At 72.2% G+C, this 16786-nt stretch carries 12 protein-coding genes; 10 read left to right on the plus strand and 2 right to left on the minus strand.

The window, feature by feature from the left end:
• Window positions 1–6 precede the first annotated feature (6 nt).
• The 5 genes from B0I33_RS11525 to B0I33_RS11545 all read left to right on the plus strand — a co-directional run bounded on the left by B0I33_RS11525 (window position 7) and on the right by B0I33_RS11545 (window position 6378).
• Window positions 7–1422 (plus strand): NYN domain-containing protein, encoded by a 1416-nt coding sequence (locus B0I33_RS11525; protein WP_106178606.1) that lies wholly within the window; start codon window positions 7–9, stop codon window positions 1420–1422.
• A gap of 60 nt (window positions 1423–1482) precedes the next feature.
• On the plus strand, window positions 1483–3264 hold the full coding sequence (locus B0I33_RS11530) for a D-alanyl-D-alanine carboxypeptidase family protein (RefSeq protein ID WP_106178607.1): 1782 nt from the start codon (window positions 1483–1485) through the stop codon (window positions 3262–3264).
• Between the two features lie 129 nt (window positions 3265–3393).
• Window positions 3394–3633 carry a hypothetical protein gene (locus B0I33_RS11535; RefSeq protein WP_106178608.1) on the plus strand — a complete coding sequence of 80 codons (240 nt, stop codon included), beginning with the start codon at window positions 3394–3396 and terminating at the stop codon, window positions 3631–3633.
• A gap of 473 nt (window positions 3634–4106) precedes the next feature.
• A complete protein-coding gene (locus tag B0I33_RS11540) occupies window positions 4107–5159 on the plus strand; it encodes an NlpC/P60 family protein (RefSeq protein WP_106178609.1) in 1053 nt (350 codons plus the stop codon).
• A 64-nt stretch (window positions 5160–5223) separates the two neighbouring features.
• Window positions 5224–6378, plus strand: a complete 1155-nt coding sequence (locus tag B0I33_RS11545) for a glycosyltransferase family 4 protein (RefSeq protein WP_106178610.1) — start codon at window positions 5224–5226, stop codon at window positions 6376–6378.
• A 5-nt stretch (window positions 6379–6383) separates the two neighbouring features.
• On the opposite strand, the gene B0I33_RS11550 is transcribed toward B0I33_RS11545, so the two are convergent.
• Both B0I33_RS11550 and B0I33_RS11555 read right to left on the minus strand, forming a co-directional pair.
• Window positions 6384–7253, minus strand: a complete 870-nt coding sequence (locus tag B0I33_RS11550) for an NmrA/HSCARG family protein (RefSeq protein WP_181193252.1) — start codon at window positions 7251–7253, stop codon at window positions 6384–6386.
• 62 nt (window positions 7254–7315) lie between these two features.
• On the minus strand, window positions 7316–7975 hold the full coding sequence (locus tag B0I33_RS11555) for a nucleoside/nucleotide kinase family protein (protein ID WP_106178612.1): 660 nt from the start codon (window positions 7973–7975) through the stop codon (window positions 7316–7318).
• A 90-nt stretch (window positions 7976–8065) separates the two neighbouring features.
• Between B0I33_RS11555 and B0I33_RS11560 the strand changes: the two genes are divergently transcribed.
• The 5 genes from B0I33_RS11560 to B0I33_RS11580 all read left to right on the plus strand — a co-directional run bounded on the left by B0I33_RS11560 (window position 8066) and on the right by B0I33_RS11580 (window position 16782).
• Window positions 8066–9289, plus strand: a complete 1224-nt coding sequence (locus tag B0I33_RS11560) for a cytochrome P450 family protein (RefSeq protein WP_106178613.1) — start codon at window positions 8066–8068, stop codon at window positions 9287–9289.
• Between the two features lie 181 nt (window positions 9290–9470).
• Window positions 9471–11600 carry an AAA family ATPase gene (locus tag B0I33_RS11565; protein ID WP_181193253.1) on the plus strand — a complete coding sequence of 710 codons (2130 nt, stop codon included), beginning with the start codon at window positions 9471–9473 and terminating at the stop codon, window positions 11598–11600.
• A 3-nt stretch (window positions 11601–11603) separates the two neighbouring features.
• Window positions 11604–12776 carry an McrC family protein gene (locus tag B0I33_RS11570; protein WP_106178615.1) on the plus strand — a complete coding sequence of 391 codons (1173 nt, stop codon included), beginning with the start codon at window positions 11604–11606 and terminating at the stop codon, window positions 12774–12776.
• A 108-nt stretch (window positions 12777–12884) separates the two neighbouring features.
• Entirely contained in the window at window positions 12885–14165 is a 1281-nt protein-coding gene (locus B0I33_RS11575) for an adenosylmethionine--8-amino-7-oxononanoate transaminase (RefSeq protein ID WP_106178616.1), read from the plus strand.
• A 346-nt stretch (window positions 14166–14511) separates the two neighbouring features.
• A complete protein-coding gene (locus B0I33_RS11580) occupies window positions 14512–16782 on the plus strand; it encodes a SulP family inorganic anion transporter (RefSeq protein ID WP_106178617.1) in 2271 nt (756 codons plus the stop codon).
• Window positions 16783–16786: the final 4 nt, after the last annotated feature.

Consider the following 16786-nt stretch of genomic DNA (forward strand, 5'->3'; position numbering starts at 1 on the left):
GGACGGATGCTTCCCTCCGCGCACCCGGACCGGCCCGGCGACGAGTCGCCGGGCCCGGGTTCCGGCGTGCCCGGAACCAGCGCCGACGGCACCGACGGCACCGACGGCCAGGGCGGCTCGGGGGAGGACCGCGCGACCGACTGGACCGGCCTGCCCGAGCCCGTGCGCGAGCGCATCGCCGAGCTGGCCGCCTCCGCGCTGGGCAAGCTGCCGCCCGACGACGTGCCGCGCCAGCTGCGCCCGGTGGCCCGGTTCGCCCCGGCGAAACGGGCCAGGCTGGGTGCGCCCGCGCTGCTGACCGGGCTGCGCGACTCGGCGCGCTTCCGTACCGCGGTGCTGGAATGGCTGCGGGAACACCGCCAGGACGCACTCGACCCGAACGCGCCCGACTCGGTCGCGGCCGCCGCGGCGGCCGTGCTGCTCGGTGAGTCCAGCGCCTCGACGAGGGTTCGCCTGGTCGCCAGGAACGCGGAGGAGACCACCCTGCGTGCCGAGCGCGACGCGGCCGTGGCCAGGGCACGCAGGCTGGAAAGTGAGGTCGCCCGGCTGAAGGCGGAGCTGGAGGGCGCTCAGGACGCCGCCGAGCGGGCCAGGGGCGAACGCGAGGCCGAGCTGGAGCGGTTGCGCGGCAAGCTGCGCCAGCAGGGCGTCGTACTGCGCCAGGCGAGGGACGACGCCGCCGAGGCACGGGCCGAGGCCGAGCGGGCCCAGACCGAGCGCGACACGGAGCTGTCCGCCATGGCGGACAAGCTGGAGCGGGAACGGCAGCGGGCCGCGGCGGAGCGGGCCCGCGCCGAACGGGCCGTCGCCGACGCCGAGATCGCCCGGCAGTCGGCGCGGGAGGCCAGGGACGCCGACGAGGTGCGGCTCGCGCTGCTGCTGGACACGCTCGGCGGCGCGGTCGCCGGGCTGCGCCGCGAGCTCTCGGTCGGCGAGGCGGGGCAGGGCCGCCGCCGTCCGGCCGACGTGGTGCGCGGGGCCAGCACCGGCGGCGGCGCGGGCCAGGTGCGCGACGCCGCCGGGCTGGACCGGCTGCTGGCACTGCCGAACGTGCACCTCGTCGTCGACGGCTACAACGTCACCAAGACCGGCTACCCCGAGCTGACCCTGGCCGACCAGCGTGAGCGGCTCGCGAGCCAGCTGTCCGCGCTCGCCGCCCGCACCGGCGCGGAGATCACCGCCGTGTTCGACGGGGCCGCCGTCACGTCGGTGCCGACGGCCGCGCCCCGCGGGGTACGGGTGCTGTTCTCCGATCCCGGAGTGCAGGCCGACGACGTCATCCGGGCGCTCGTCGACGCCGAACCGGGCGGGCGGCCGCTGATCGTGGCCACCTCGGACCGCGCGGTCGCCGAGTCCGTCCGGTCCGCGGGCGCGCACCCGGTGGCCTCGGCCGTGCTGCTCACCCGGTTGGGGCGCGTCTAGCCCGTCACGAACGCCGCACCACGTCGTTGTTACTCACGGGTCGGCGATGTGGAGGTGCGGATGCGGCTCGCCGGTGTGCTGGCGCCGTTGCTGGTGGCCGGGCTCGTCACGGCGCCGGCGGCGGGTGCGCGGCAGGACCCTCCCGCCGATCCGGGCGTTCCCCGGGTCGAGTCGGGTGTCGTCCCTGGCGCCGCCGTGCCGGACCCGCGGCCCGGCGAGGCGTTCGCGGATCCCGAGGTGGCCGCGCTCCAGCGCACGGCCGAGCAGGTGCAGCGGGAGCTGGGCGAGCTGGCCGGGCGGATCACGGCGGCCGAGCGGGACGTGCGCACCGCGACGGCCCGGCTGGACCGGGCCAGGGCGGAGCGGCGCAGGGCCGACGCCGAGGTCGCCGCGCAGCAGACCGAGATCGACGAGTTCTCCCGTTCGGTGTTCACGGCGATGCACCGGCCCGACGAGTTCCAGCTGCTGGTGACCGCGTCCAGCGCGCGGGAACTGCTCGACGGCACCTCGCTGATCAACCAGCTGCGGGCCCGGCAGGACCAGCGGCTCGGCGGCGCGCTGGAGCGGCAGCGCGAGGCGGTCGCGGCGGTGGAGGCCGCCGAACGCGCCGAACGGGCCGCCGCCGACCGGAAGGCCCGCCTCGACCGGCTGCGCGGCGACGCGACCAACCGCGCCGACGCCGTCTCGGCCGAGTTGCGCGACCCCATCCGGGCGGCCAACGACGCCGTCGTGGCGCAGCAGCGGGCGCAGCGCGACCGGAACGCGGAGACCGCCGCCAACTGGCGGGACTACCTCGGGCGGCTCGCCGACGCGGGCATCACCCCGCCCCCGGCGGCGGCCCTGCGCGACCCGGCGGGCTTCCCGCCCGGGCTGTGGCCGCTGCCCGGGGCGGACGGTCTCGACCAGGCGGGCGTGGCACAGACCGGCACGGGCGAGGACCGCCTGCTGGTGCTGCCCGAGGAGACGATCACGGCGGTGTCGGCGGCCGTGGACGCGCTCGGCAGGCCGTACGTGCCGGGGGAGGGCGGCACCGGTCCGGTGGCGTACTCGTGCGACGGCCTCGTGCACACCGTGTACGACCGGGCCGGGCTGACCGTGCCCCGCACCGCCGCGCGGCAGCTGGCCACGGGCAGGCCGGTGCGGCAGGCCGACGCGCGGCCTGGCGACCTCGTGTTCGCCGGCCCCGAGCGGTACGGCGTGCAGTCGGTGGGCATCGTGCTCGACGACGCGACGATGCTCGTGGCCGACGCCCGGCTGGCCGGCGTGGTGGTGGCCGACCTGCCCGCGGGCGACAGCGCGCTCGGCTTCGTGCGGCCCGCGCTGGGGCAGGGCCCCGCGCGGGAGGTGCCCCGGCGAGCCGCCGGTGAGCTGCGCTGGCGGTGCGGCGGGGTGGAGGTGCCGCCGCGGAAGGCGGCGTCCGGGCAGGCCGCGGGCGCCTGGGGCGGCTACCCGAACGGGCTCATCCCCACGGCGGCGCTGTGCCCGATCGGCATCGGCTCCCATTTCCTGCGCTGCGACGCCGCGCAGGCCTACGCCGCGCTCTCGCGGGCCTACGCGGCCGCGTTCGGCGCCCCGCTCTGCGTCACCGACTCCTACCGCACGTTCGGCGCGCAGGTGGACCTGTACCGCCGCAAGCCGGCGCTGGCCGCCGTGCCCGGCACCAGCAACCACGGCTGGGGCCTGGCGCTGGACCTGTGCGGCGGCGCGCAGTCGTTCGGCACGCCGCAGTACCGCTGGCTCGCGGCCAACGCGGGCGCGTTCGGCTGGGTCAACCCCGGCTGGGCGCAGCCCGGCCGGGGCCGGGAGGAGCCGTGGCACTGGGAGTTCGCCGGCACCACCTGATCCGCGAGTCCCCGTCCAGCGCCGCGAGTTCTGCGTTCCCGCACGTGAGGCCCGTGCGGAACCCCGAAATTGTCGGTGGCCGCGCCTAGCGTTCCCGCCAGAAGCCGACGACGTGGCAAGGAGCGATCCGTGGACTACCTCGACGACGACACGCTGATCATCGACTGCGACCGGTGCGCGGTGCGGGGCGATGCCTGCACGGACTGCGTGGTGAGCGTGCTGCTGGGCGCGCCGCCGTCGGTGGAGTGGGACCGTGCGGAGCGGCGCGCCGTCGACGCGCTCGCCGAGGCCGGGATGGTGCCGCGGCTGCGGCTCGTCCCCTCGCCCGCCGACGACACGCGGCCCGCACAGCGTCGACGCGCTGGGTGACCACCACGCAAACGGCGTGCGGTGAGCGGTCCATCCGATCAGGTGAACGGTAGGGCCAAATACAGCCCAGCGTTGTTATTTCCGTCACAGCTATCGATCACCGCTGGTCCAAAGGTGTCTCGGCGCACGATCGCCGAATTCCGGCGCCGCGCTGGTGGACGCGGCGGCACCTCTTTCGTAACCTGGCCGAGATCTCGCGTCAGGTGGCCGTTCCACCCGGTTCGGCGACGCGGGGTTGCCGCCGAGACAGCTTGTCGGGGAGCTGTGCCGGACCTGCTGCGCGATACCGGGCATCCGCGTCGGAGGAGTACCTGCGGTACTTCCTGGCCTGATGCGGTGCCGGCCGCGGCGGCGGGCACCGTGGCCGGAACGGGTGTCGTGTCGACCCGTTCCCGCGGAGCGCGTGGAGGGCCCCCGACCTCCCGCGCGCGGTGCTCCGGCAGGCGGCCGAGAGCAAAGGAGACACACGCGACGTGCAGTCGCATCCAGTGAAGCGCGTAGTGTCGGGAGCGTTGGCGGCGTCGGCCGTGTTCGTGGCGGTCACCGTCCCTCAGACACCCGCCACCGCTTCCCCCGTCCCCGCCCTCCAGCAACCCCCGAGCAACCCGTCGGACGCCCTGGCCAAGTACCGCGAGCTGGCCGGTCAGGCCGAGAAGCTGAACGAGGAGTACCTCAAGGCGAAGGAGGACCTGGCGGCCAAGCAGCGCCAGCTCGACACGGCGAACGCCGACCTCCGCCAGGCCGAGCAGGCCAAGAAGAAGGCCGAGGCCGCCGAGGAGCGCTTCCGCGTGGACGTCGACCGGTTCGCCGGCGCGTCGTTCACCAGCGGCGCGCAGCTCAACAAGATGTCCGCCCTCCTCACCGGCGGCTCCGCGCAGGACTTCCTGGAGCGGTCCGCGGCCCTCGACGTGCTCGCCACCGACAAGAACAGGGCGCTGAGCAGGCTTGCCGGTGCCGTCCAGCAGGCGGCCGCGGCCGAGCAGCGGGCCGCCGACGCCAAGCGCCGCGCCCAGGAGGCCAAGGACGCGGCGGCGCGGCTGAAGGCGGACATCGAGGCCCGCAAGAACACCCTCGACCAGCAGCTCGACGAGCTGCGCGAGCAGGCAGGCCTGCTCAGCGACTCCGACGTCGCCGCCCAGCAGGACGTCGGGCCCGAGGTCGGCGAGATCGACGCCCCCGGTGCCGCCGCCCAGATCGCCATCGACGCCGCGATGAGCAAGCGCGGCAGCCCCTACTCGTGGGGTGCCACCGGCCCGGACGCGTTCGACTGCTCGGGCCTCACCCAGTGGGCCTACGCCCAGGCCGGCATCAGCATCCCGCGCACGAGCTCGTCGCAGTCGACCTACGGCACGGCCGTGCCGCGCAGCCAGCTGCAGCCGGGCGACCTGGTGTTCTTCTACTCGCCCGTCTCGCACGTCGGCATCTACATCGGCAACGGCATGATGGTGCACGCGCCGACGTCGGGTGACGTGGTCAAGGTCGCGCCGCTGCAGGACCAGTACAGCGGCGCCCGCCGCGTCGCGTGATCCCGCCCGGGGTGGCCGCCACGGCCACCCCGGGGCCGTTCGCGGTCCGGGATAGTCTCGCGCCATGCGCCGCACCCTCCTGGTGACCAACGACTTCCCGCCGCGACCCGGCGGCATCCAGTCCTATCTGCACGAGCTGGCCACCCGGGTCCCGTCCGACGCCCTCGTCGTGTATGCCCCGGCGTGGGAGCGGGAGTCCGGTTCGCACCGGGAGTTCGACGCCGAGGCGCCGTTCGAGGTGGTGCGGCACCCGACGTCGCTCATGCTGCCCACGCCGTCGGTGCTGCGCCGCGCGCGGACGCTGCTGCGCACGCACGACTGCGAGGCCGTGTGGTTCGGTGCCGCGGCCCCGCTCGCACTGCTCGGCCCCGCCCTGCGCGCGGCGGGCGCGCGGCGTGTCGTCGCCAGCACCCACGGGCACGAGGTGGGCTGGTCGATGCTGCCCGCGGCGCGGCACGCGCTGCGCCGCATCGGCGACACCGCCGACGTCGTCACCTACGTCAGCGAGTACACCCGCCGCCGGTTCGCCTCGGCGTTCGGTCCGATGGCCGGCCTGGAACACCTGCCCTCCGGCGTGGACACCGCGCGGTTCCGGCCGGACGGCGGCGCGCGCGAGGAGATCCGCCGCAGGCACGGGCTCGGTGACCGGCCCACCGTCGTGTGCGTGTCCCGGCTCGTGCCGCGCAAGGGGCAGGACATGCTGGTGCGGGCGCTGCCCGCGCTGCGGAAGCGGATTCCCGGTGCCGCGCTGCTGCTGGTTGGTGGTGGCCCGTACCGGCGGTCGCTGGAGCAGCTGGCACGTGCGGCCGGGGTGGCGGAACACGTCGTGTTCACCGGCTCCGTGCCGTGGCCGGAGCTGCCCGCGCACTACGCCGCTGGGGACGTCTTCGCGATGCCCGCGCGCACCCGGGGCAAGGGACTCGACGTGGAAGGGCTCGGCATCGTCTACCTGGAGGCGTCGGCGACCGGACTGCCGGTGGTCGCGGGCCGGTCGGGCGGAGCGCCCGAGACCGTGCTGGACGAGGTGACCGGGCACGTCGTCGACGGCAGGCGGCTCGCGCAGCTCGTGGACACGCTCGCCGCGGTGCTGGCCGACCCCGCGCGCGCCCGCCGGATGGGGGAGGCGGGGCGGCGCTGGGTGACCGAGCACTGGCGCTGGGACATTCTCGCCCGCCGGCTGGCCGCGATGCTCGACGGCGCGCCGGTGCCCGCGCGCTGACCGCGTCAGCGACCACGGGTGGTGCGGGCATGGCCGAGCCAGTCCCGCACCGTGCGCGCCGCGGGCAGGAGCCGCCGGGTCGGTTCCGGGTCGAACTCGAGATCGGCCGTACGCAGCCAGCGCCACATGGTGGTGAGGTCGGTCCCGGCGACGCGTTCGAACAGGCGGACCGGCATCGGGAACCGGCGGGGCGCGCGGCCGGTGACCTCGTGCCACAGCGCGCGGCACTCGCCGATGGTGCGGACGTCGGCCAGCAGTGGCAGTTCCGCCCCGGCGAACCGGTCCGGGTCGGCGAACACCTTCGCGGCGACGGCGCCGATGTCGTCGGTGCCGATCCAGCCGAGGGGCCGGTCCTCGCCCATCAGCTTGGGCATCAGGTACCACGTGGACACCGGCGGGAAGAACCGCCGGTCCGTCATGAGCTCCAGGAAGGCCATCGGGCGCAGCACGGTGCACGGCAGGCCGAGCTGCTCGATGTGCTCGCACACGGCGAGCTTCGACTCCCAGGACCCGACGCCCGTCCCGGGCTCGCCGGTGCCCGCCGACGCGTACACCAGGTGCCGCACGCCTGCCTCCGCGGCGGCGTCCGCGACGTTCGTGCCCTGTGCGATCTCGCCCGCGATCCCGCAGAGCATCGGGTTCTGCACGCTGTACACGCCGTGCGCGGCGCGGAACGCGGGCCGCAGGGTGGCGGGATCGGCCAGGTCGGCGGCGACCACCTCGGCGCCGAGCGCGGCAAGCCGTCGGGCCGCATCGCCGCCCGGGTGCCGGGTGAGCGCCCGCACATGCCAGCCGTCCGCCAGCAGGTGCCGGGCCACCGCACCGCCCTGCCTGCCGGTGGCGCCGGTGACCGTGGCGATCCGCGCGGTGCCCACTGCGACTCCCCGGAGGCCGATGTGACGTGGTCGCCAGGAAGTCGGCGGTACGGGCGAGGGCGTTACGCCGGTTCACGCACGGCGGGGTGGTGCGGGTGATCCACCCGCACGACGACGTCGGCGGTCTCGGCGGGCCGCACCTCGTCGTCGTAACGCCGATAGGCGGGCAGCGCCCAGTGCTCGGTCTCGGGCAGCCGCCTGCGCAGCGCAGGCGGGGACAGCCACAGGTGCACGGTCAGGTCGAGACCGAGGCCCCTGCCGAGCAGGAGCTCTCCGTCGAGCAGGAGCACCGCGCCGCCGGGCAGGGTGGTGCGCGGGAGGCGGTGCGCGCGGTCGCGTTCGCGGTCCCACAGGGCGGGGAGCACGGCGCCGCTGCCGTCCGGCGCGAGCGGGTCCAGCACCTCGCGCCGCAACGCGGAGGCGTCGAGCCAGTCGTCGTAGCGGGCGTCCGGGTCGTGCCTGCCCCGTTCGAGCCGCAGGGAGGCAGGCCGCAGGAAGTCCCATGCCGAGACGCGCCGCACCTCGCGGCCGCGCACCCGGAGCGGGTCGACCAGGGCATCCGCGAGGCCGGCCGGATCGGTGGCGCCGGCCGCGCCGTCGATCGCGACCCGCTGCCACCGGGCGGGGTCGGCGTCCGCGATCCGGTCCGCGAGCTCGCCGACCAGTCGCTCGACCGTGATGGGCCGGTAGCGAGCGCTCAACGGGCGCTTCCGCCGTCGCATCGCATGAGCGCGAGGCTACCTGGCCGGGGCGGGCACGATTCGCGGCGCTCGTTCGTTGGCCCGGTGACAGCCGAGTCACTGGGGGTAGCGATGACCAGAGCGGATGTGCGGGAGCCTGTCGAGCTGCGGCCCGAGTTCTTCCAGGACGCGCACGCGATGTCCCGGTTGCTGCGCACCGAGGCGCCGGTGCGGCCGGTGCTCATGCCGCGTGGGCTGCGGGCGTGGCTGGTGACCGGGTACGCCGACGCGAAGGCGCTGCTGGCGGATCCGCGCCTGAGCAAGGACAGCGAGCGCGCGCAGCACGTCTTCGAACGCAGGCTGACGGCGACGGCGGTGCGGTCGACGCCGATGTCGCGGTCGCTGGCCGCGCACATGCTGAACACGGACCCGCCCGACCACACCCGGTTGCGCAAGCTCGTCAACAAGGCGTTCACGGCGCGCACGGTGGCGCGGCTGCGGCCGCGGATCGAGGAGATCACCGACCGGCTGCTCGACGACATGGCCGGAGCTGGGGAGGCCGACCTGCTGACGGCACTGGCGTTCCCGCTGCCGATCACGGTGATCTGCGAGCTGCTCGGCGTTCCGGACGACGCGCGCGACGACTTCCGCGCGTGGTCGAACACGATGCTCGACACCGCGACGCCCGAGCAGCTGCAGGAGGCGTCGGGAAAGATGGCGGCCTACCTGACCGAGCTGGTGGCGCGGAAGCGGGCCGAGCCGACCGACGACCTGCTGTCGGCGCTGGTGCACGCGACCGACGAGGGCGACGCGCTGTCGGAGCCGGAGCTGGTGTCGATGGCGTTCCTGCTGCTGGTGGCCGGGCACGAGACGACGGTGAACCTCATCGGCAACGGGGTGCTCGCGCTGCTGCGCCACCCCGACCAGCTCGCGGCGCTGCGGGCCGATCCGTCGCTGCTGCCGAACGCGGTGGAGGAGTTCCTGCGGTACGACAGCCCGATCCATCTGGCGACGCTGCGGTTCACCACCGAGCCCGTCCGCGTCGGCGACGTCGAGATCCCGGCCGACGAGTTCGTCCTGATCTCGTTGCTCGCCGCCAACCGGGACGACGATCGCTTTCCCGACCCGGACCGGCTGGACGTCACCCGGAAGGCGGGTGGGCACCTCGCGTTCGGGCACGGCATCCACTTCTGCGTGGGCGCGCCGCTGGCCCGGCTGGAGGCGGAGGTGGCGGTCGGCAGGCTGCTGGAGCGGTTCCCCGCTCTGCGGCTCGCCGCGGAGCCGGACACGCTGCGCTGGCGGGACAGCTCCCTGATCCACGGCCTGGAAACCCTTCCCGTCCTCACCGGACAGTGAATGGCACATCGCCTGCGTCCAACGCAGGCGATGTGCCATTCACTGCTCGCTCTGATCCGGAGCGCTTCACCCCCGCACCAAGGAGCCATTCTCGACATCTATGACAACATGGCGGTGGCTTGGCCCGGCGCCGGGGCAGGTCCCGCGTCATCCGGAGCGCGACACCACCAGGGGGATGGTCATGGCTGACACGGTCCGCATCGCACGGTTGCTGCGCGCTTGCATGGAGGTGCTTCGGGACGCCGGCAAGCCGACGCACGGACGAGAGGTCCTGCGGCAGGTTGCCGAGCGGGTATCGCCCACACCTTACGAGCAGGAGTACGTTGGCACCGGTGCCCAGCAACAGCCGCGTTGGGAAAACCACCTGCGCTGGTACACCGGAGACGCGGCGACCGTCGGCTGGTTGACCAAGCGGGATGGTCTGTGGGAGCTGACCGAGGCCGGAGAGACCGCCCTCGACGTCTACGGCGATGAGCAGCTGGCCGCCGAGCTCAAACGACGGTACGGCGATATTCGACGGCAACGAGCAGAGGCCGCCAGGAAGCTCGAAGGTACCGAACGGGTGATCGCCCGCATGTTGAGCGTGGTCGAACCCGGCTTCTGGACCTCCTACGAAGACCTGGCCGAACTTGCCGGCGTGTCCCCGGAGACGATCGGCCATTACCTGGCAGGCGCGAGCAGTCGTATCGCGGGCGAACACCGACTCGCGTTCGCCGACGGAAGGCTGCCGTCCGAAGAGTTTCTCAACTTCCGGCAGCGGGGTACCGATCCGGCCGCCAGACTGCGGTCCGAGGGTGTCGAGTTCGACGACACAGGCCGTCCGTCACAGACCCAGCGGATGACTGCGGTCGAGATCGAGGCCAGGTTGTCCGAAATGGACGACGACGAACCCGACGAGTCACCGACGACTCGCGCCTGGTTGGTCCGCGGGTCCGCAGTGGACGGCCGCGACCTGGTGCCCGTGTGGCAGGAGAGGGGGTCTGTCTCTCTTGCCGCGTCGAGTCTCCGTCCGGTCACACCTCCGGTTTCCCGGTCGGAGCTGAAGAGTGTCGTCGAAGAGGACTATCAGCACAAGTCCTACGCCGCACGCAACGCGAAGCTGGACGAGTTCGACGCCTTCTGCAACCGCATGCGGATAGGTGACTTCGTGCTGACCACCAGCCAGGGCAAAGCCTACGTCGGCCACATCACGGGAGAAGCCATCTATGCCGCCTCCTCGGACAACAGGTCCAATCTCCGACGTAAGGTCAGATGGCTGAACACTACCCAACCGGTACCGTTCAGCAACTTGCCCCGGCCGCTGCCCGCCAAACTGCACAGTCAGGCTGACGTGGTCGAGCTGACCGAGGACATGGCCGCGATCGAACGGCTCATCCACGGCCTGGGCGTGACGCTGGCCCCCTCGCAGACCGAGTCGCCGGGACCACGGTCGTTCCCTGCCGTGACCTCGGATATGGCGGAGGAGCTGCTGCTCGACCGGCACTGGCTGCAACGGCAGGTCGATCTCCTGCGGGAGCGCAAGCAGCTGATCTTCTACGGTCCACCCGGCACCGGGAAGACCTACCTGGCATGTGCGTTCGCCGACAAACTGGCTGACCCCAGCGCGATCAAGCTCGTGCAGTTCCACCCTTCGTACACCTACGAGGACTTCTTCGAGGGCTTTCGCCCGGTGCCCGGCGGATCCGGCAAGCTGGAGTTCGATCTACGACCGGGGCCACTGCGTGACCTCGTCGATGCGGCCCGAGCGAACCCGACCGAGCCGTACTTCCTCATTATCGACGAGATCAACCGGGCGAATCTCCCGAAGGTGTTCGGTGAGCTGTACTTCTCGCTGGAGTACAGGGATCGGCCGATCAGCCTGATGTACTCAACCGATTCGAACTTCACGTTGCCGGAGAACCTGTTCGTCATCGGCACGATGAACACCGCCGACCGATCGATCACGCAACTCGACGCGGCGATTCGTCGGCGGTTCGCGTTCGTCGAGCTGCACCCAGATCAGCCGCCCGTCGCTGACCTGCTTGCGCGATGGCTCGAACGGCTGGACAAGGAGGGAGGGCTCGAACACCATCGCGACGCACCGGCTGTGCTGTCCGCGTTGAACGACCGCATTCGTGATCGGGATCTCGCCATCGGTCCTTCCTATCTGATGCGGAAGGAGATCTACCTGCACGAGGACGGTCTGGAACGCGTGTGGGAGCACTCCATCTTGCCGTTGCTCGCGGAGTATCACCACGGCGCCTCGCGGTCGCGGCTGGACGAGTACAGGCTGAGCGAGTTGCGTCCTTCGGCTGGCTCTCTAGACGAGTAGCGGATGGACCCGATCGAGTTGGCCGAGACCGGCACTCACTACCGCCGGCTGACCGAGGAACAGGCCGAGCTGCTGCGCGATTCCGGAATCGTCAAGGTGTCCAGGGCGCCGCGCTCGGGCGAGTTGTGGCAGCTGTCTGCCAAGACGTCCGTGGGCGTCGCGAGGGTCGGCGACATGGAGGTGTGGATCAAGCCCAAGCTGCCGATCAGGCGACTGCTGTTTCTTCTCGGCTACGCCCACAACCTGCAGGGCTGGCGGGATGATCCGGTGCAGGTCAGTGAGGATACCGGCATCGTTTCCGCGTTCGGGCAGTTGCTCTGGCGGCAGGTGGAAACCGCCCTGCGCGGCGGGCTGTACCGCGGGTATCGCACTGACGAAGAGACCTCCCATGTGATGCGGGGCAGGGTGCTCATGTCTCAGCAGGTGCGTCGGCATCACGGCCGGGCGGTTCCGATGGAGATTACCTACGACGACTTCACTCCGGACACGGCGGAGAACCAGATTCTTCTTGCGGCTGTCGGTCGCTTGCTGGAGGAACCCAGGCTGGACGACGTTGCCCGGAACAGGCTGGAAGCGCAGTACGACCAGCTTGCCGCGGTAGCCTCACCGGTCCGGGGGCCGACGTTGCCCGCGTGGCAATCGAATCGCCGTAACCAGCACTACAAACCCGCCCTGGAGCTTGCCGAGCTGGTCTGGAACGCCACCTCCCCGGAGTATCCGCGCGGTACGATTCGAGTAACCGGCTTCCTGTTCCCTCTGGACAAGGTCTTCGAGGCCTTTCTCGCCAAGGTTCTCGACGAACACCTGTGTCGAACACACGGTGGCCACCTCAACGAGCAGAAGGAACTCCACCTCGACGAGGGCCGCACTGTGACGATCAGGCCCGATCTGGTCTGGAAAAGGGGAGGTAGGGCCGCGGCGGTCATCGACGCCAAGTACAAAGTGGAGGGCAAGGGCCGCGCCAGCGAACTCTACCAACTCCTTGCCTACTGCTCGGTGCTTGGCGCCAGGGGCGGGTACCTGGTGTATGCAGGCGGCGATGCCCAACCGGGCCGGTACGTCGTGCGCAACGCCGGCACCCGCCTTGTGTGCTACGCGCTGAACCTGGACCAGCAACCGGAACCCCTGCTCGCCCAGCTGCAACGGCTGGCCAACGACGTCGCGACCATCGACTGACACGGTGACAAGCCGGTCACCACTCGTGAGTGTTCGTGGTGTTCAACGCGAGTTTCTCACTCAGACGCGGTGCTCGGCTCCGTTCGCCGATTTCGTAGAGTGCGGCCCATGACGCCCGATGAGCTGCTCGCCCTGGACGCCGAACACGTGTGGCACCCGTACGGGCCCATGCCGGGCACGGTGCCGCCGCTGCTGGTCAGCGAGGCGTCGGGGGTGCGGCTCACGCTCGCGGACGGGCGCGAGCTGGTCGACGGCATGTCGTCGTGGTGGTCGGCGATCCACGGCTACCGGCACCCGGTGCTCGACGCGGCGCTGACCGAGCAGGCCGGGCGGATGAGCCACGTCATGTTCGGCGGGCTCACCCACGAGCCGGCGATCCGGCTCGCCACCACCCTGGCCGACATCACCCCCGAGGGGCTGCGGCACGTCTTCCTCTGCGACTCCGGGTCGGTCTCGGTCGAGGTCGCCATCAAGATGTGCCTGCAGTACTGGCGCTCACTGGGCAAGCCCGGCAAGCGCAAGCTGCTCACCTGGCGCGGCGGGTACCACGGCGACACGTTCCACCCGATGAGCGTGTGCGACCCGGAAGGGGGCATGCACGCCCTGTGGCGCGGGGTGCTGCCGGAGCAGGTGTTCGTGCCCGCACCGCCGTCCGGGTTCGACGCCGAACCCGACCAGTCCTATCTGGACACCCTGGAACGGGAGATCGCGCGGCACGCGGACGAGGTGGCCGCGGTGATCGTGGAGCCGGTGGTGCAGGGCGCGGGTGGCATGCGGTTCCATCACCCGGAGTACCTGCGCGCCCTGCGTGAGGCCACCGAACGGCACGGCGTCCTGCTGGTCTTCGACGAGATCGCCACCGGCTTCGGCCGCACCGGCAGGCTCTTCGCGGCCGAGCACGCCGGCGTCGCCCCGGACGTGCTCTGCGTCGGCAAGGCGCTCACCGGCGGCTATCTGACGATGGCGGCGGCGCTGTGCACCGGTGAGGTCGCACGTGGCATCTCCGCGGGGGAGGTGCCCGTCCTCGCGCACGGCCCGACGTTCATGGGCAACCCGCTCGCCTCGGCGGTCGCGAACGCGTCGATCGGGCTCCTGCTGGACACCGACTGGCGTTCCGACGTCCGCCGCATCGAGGCCGGGCTGCGAACGGGTCTGGCCCCCGCCGCCGACCTCCCCGTCGTGGTGGACGTGCGTGTCCTCGGCGCGATCGGCGTGGTGCAGCTCGACCACCAGGTGGACATGGCGGAGGCCACGCGCGTGGTGACCGGGCACGGGGTGTGGCTGCGCCCGTTCCGGGACATGATCTACACGATGCCGCCGTACGTCACCGGCGACTCCGACGTCGCGCTGATCGCGGACGCGATGCTCGCGGCGGCGCGAACGGCGTGATCGCGACGCTCACGCCCCAATTTCACCCGATCCAGTCCCGTCCCCTTGCCAACGGGCATCCACCTCCATTCGCGATCACCCACCGCCACGATGCTCACCGCCCCACATATGGATCAGGTGAGACGTGGCACACGTTCCGTGGGCCGCATCCTCCTCGTGATCGGCCCTTCGTGACCACCGGGACCTCCGCGGAACGCGAGAGCCTCTTCACGTAGCGGACTTTTCTCGTCACGTCCGGTTATCTGTGATCAACGGGTCGTCACGGCTGCCGGCCCGACATGCGGTGCCGTCAGGTTTCGCAGAGCAAAGACACCGTGTGCCGGAACGACAACCGGGAGGTTTGCGTATGAAGAGGACAGTGGGGGAGAGCGGGGCGGGCGAGACCCGGATCCGGCCCCGGCTCGCGCTGGCGAGCGTGCTGAGGTACGACCTGCCCGCCTCCCTGGTGGTGTTCCTCGTCGCGGTGCCGCTGTCACTGGGCATCGCCCTCGCGTCCGGCGCCCCGATCGTCGCCGGGCTCATCGCCGCCGTCATCGGCGGCATCGTCGCCGGTGCGTTCGGCGGTTCGGCGCTGCAGGTCAGCGGGCCCGCCGCCGGGCTCACCGTGGTGATGGCCGAGACGATCGACCGGTTCGGCTGGGCCGCCACCTGCGCGCTGACGGTGGCGGCGGGCGCGTTGCAGATCCTGTTCGGGCTCAGCCGCGTCGCCCGCGCCGCGCTCGCCATCTCACCGGCCATCGTGCACGGCATGCTCGCCGGGATCGGTGTCACGCTGGTCCTGGCACAGCTGCACATCGTGCTCGGCGGGTCGCCGCAGAGCTCGGCGATCGACAACATCGTCGCGCTGCCCGGGCAGATCGTCGGCCACCACGACACGGCGGCCTTCATCGGCGTGCTGACCATCGCGATCCTGCTGGGCTGGAGCAGGCTGCCCGCCGCGATCCGCAAGGTCCCCGGCCCGCTCGCGGCCATCACCGCGGTCACGGCGCTGGCCGCGGCCACCGGCATGTCGCTGGAGCGGGTCAGCCTGCCCGGCGACCTGCTCGCCATCAGCTTCGCTCCCGAGGTGCCCGACGCGGGCTGGTTCGACATCGGCCTCGCGGTGCTCACCATCGCGCTGATCGCGAGCGTCGAGTCGCTGCTGTGCGCGGTCGCCGTCGACCGCATGCACACCGGGCCGAGGGCCAACCTCAACCGGGAGCTGGTCGGGCAGGGCCTGGCCAACATGGCCTCCGGGGCCGCGGGCGGCCTGCCGGTCACCGGCGTGATCGTGCGCAGCTCCACCAACGTCGCGGCCGGCGCGCGCAGCAGGGCGTCGGGTGTGCTGCACGGCGTCTGGGTCCTGCTGTTCACCGTCGCGCTGGCGGGGCTGGTCGAGAGCATCCCGCTGGCCGCGCTGGCCGGGCTCCTCGTCTACGTCGGGGCCCGGCTGGTGGACGCGCAGCACATCCGCGAGGTGCTCAAGCACGGCGACCTCCCGCTGTACCTGGTCACGCTCGCCGGGGTGGTCTTCATCGACCTGCTGACCGGCGTGCTGATCGGCATCGCGCTGTCGCTGGTGCTCATGCTCCGCCGCACGATGTGGTCGGGGATCCACGCCGAGGGCCAGGGCGACCGGTGGCGCGTCGTGGTCGAGGGAGCGCTCACCTTCCTCTCCGTGCCGCGCCTGTCGGCGGTGCTCGGTTCGCTGCCGCAGGGCAGCCGGGTCACTTTGGAGCTCGTCGTCGACTACCTGGACCACGCGGCGTTCGAATGCCTCTCCGACTGGCAGCAGGCGCACGAACGGAGCGGCGGCACCGTCGTGGTCGACGAGGTCGGGCACCCGTGGTTCGAGCGCGGCAAGTCCGACTCGCCGATCGTCCGCAGGGACGCCGCCCGGCCGGTGCTGCCGCGCTGGCTGGCGCCGTGGTCCGAGTGGCAGGCCAAGGACGCGGGGGTCGCGGTCCCCGGCCAGCGCACCGGTCCGCCCGGTACGGCGCTGATGCGCCGCGGCACCTCGGAGTTCCAGTGGCGGACGGCGCCCCTCATGCAGGAGACGCTGAGCAAGCTCGCGATGGGCCAGGAGCCGCACACGCTGTTCCTCACGTGCGCCGACGCGCGGATCGTGCCGAACCTCATCACCACGAGCGGGCCCGGTGACCTGTTCACCGTGCGTAATGTCGGCAACTTCGTGCCGCGGGACTCGGCCGACCGGTCGGTGGCGGCCTGCCTCGAGTACGCGGTGCGCGTGCTCGGCGTCCGGGAGGTCGTGGTGTGCGGTCACTCCTCGTGCGGGGCGATGCAGGCCCTGCTCGGCGGAGCCCCGGACGGGCTGCCCGCCGTGGAGAGCTGGCTGGTGCACGGCGAGCCGACCCTCCGGCGGGCGGCGGCGGGCACGCTCACCCTCGACGGGGAGGAACCCGCGCTCGAGGCCGACCGGCTCGCGCTGCACAACGTGCTGCAGCAGCTCGACCACCTGCGGGCCGATCCGCTGGTGGCGGAGGCGGAACGCCGGGGCGAACTCCACCTCACCGGGATGTACTTCGACGTCGGCCGCGCCCAGGTGTACCTCTTCGACAGCGACACCGGCGACTTCGTCCCCGCCGGGGCGGAGCAGCCCGCGCTGGGGCAGACGTGAAGCC

Source organism: Prauserella shujinwangii (genome assembly GCF_003001955.1).
Taxonomy (GTDB): Bacteria; Actinomycetota; Actinomycetes; order Mycobacteriales; family Pseudonocardiaceae; genus Qaidamihabitans; species Qaidamihabitans shujinwangii.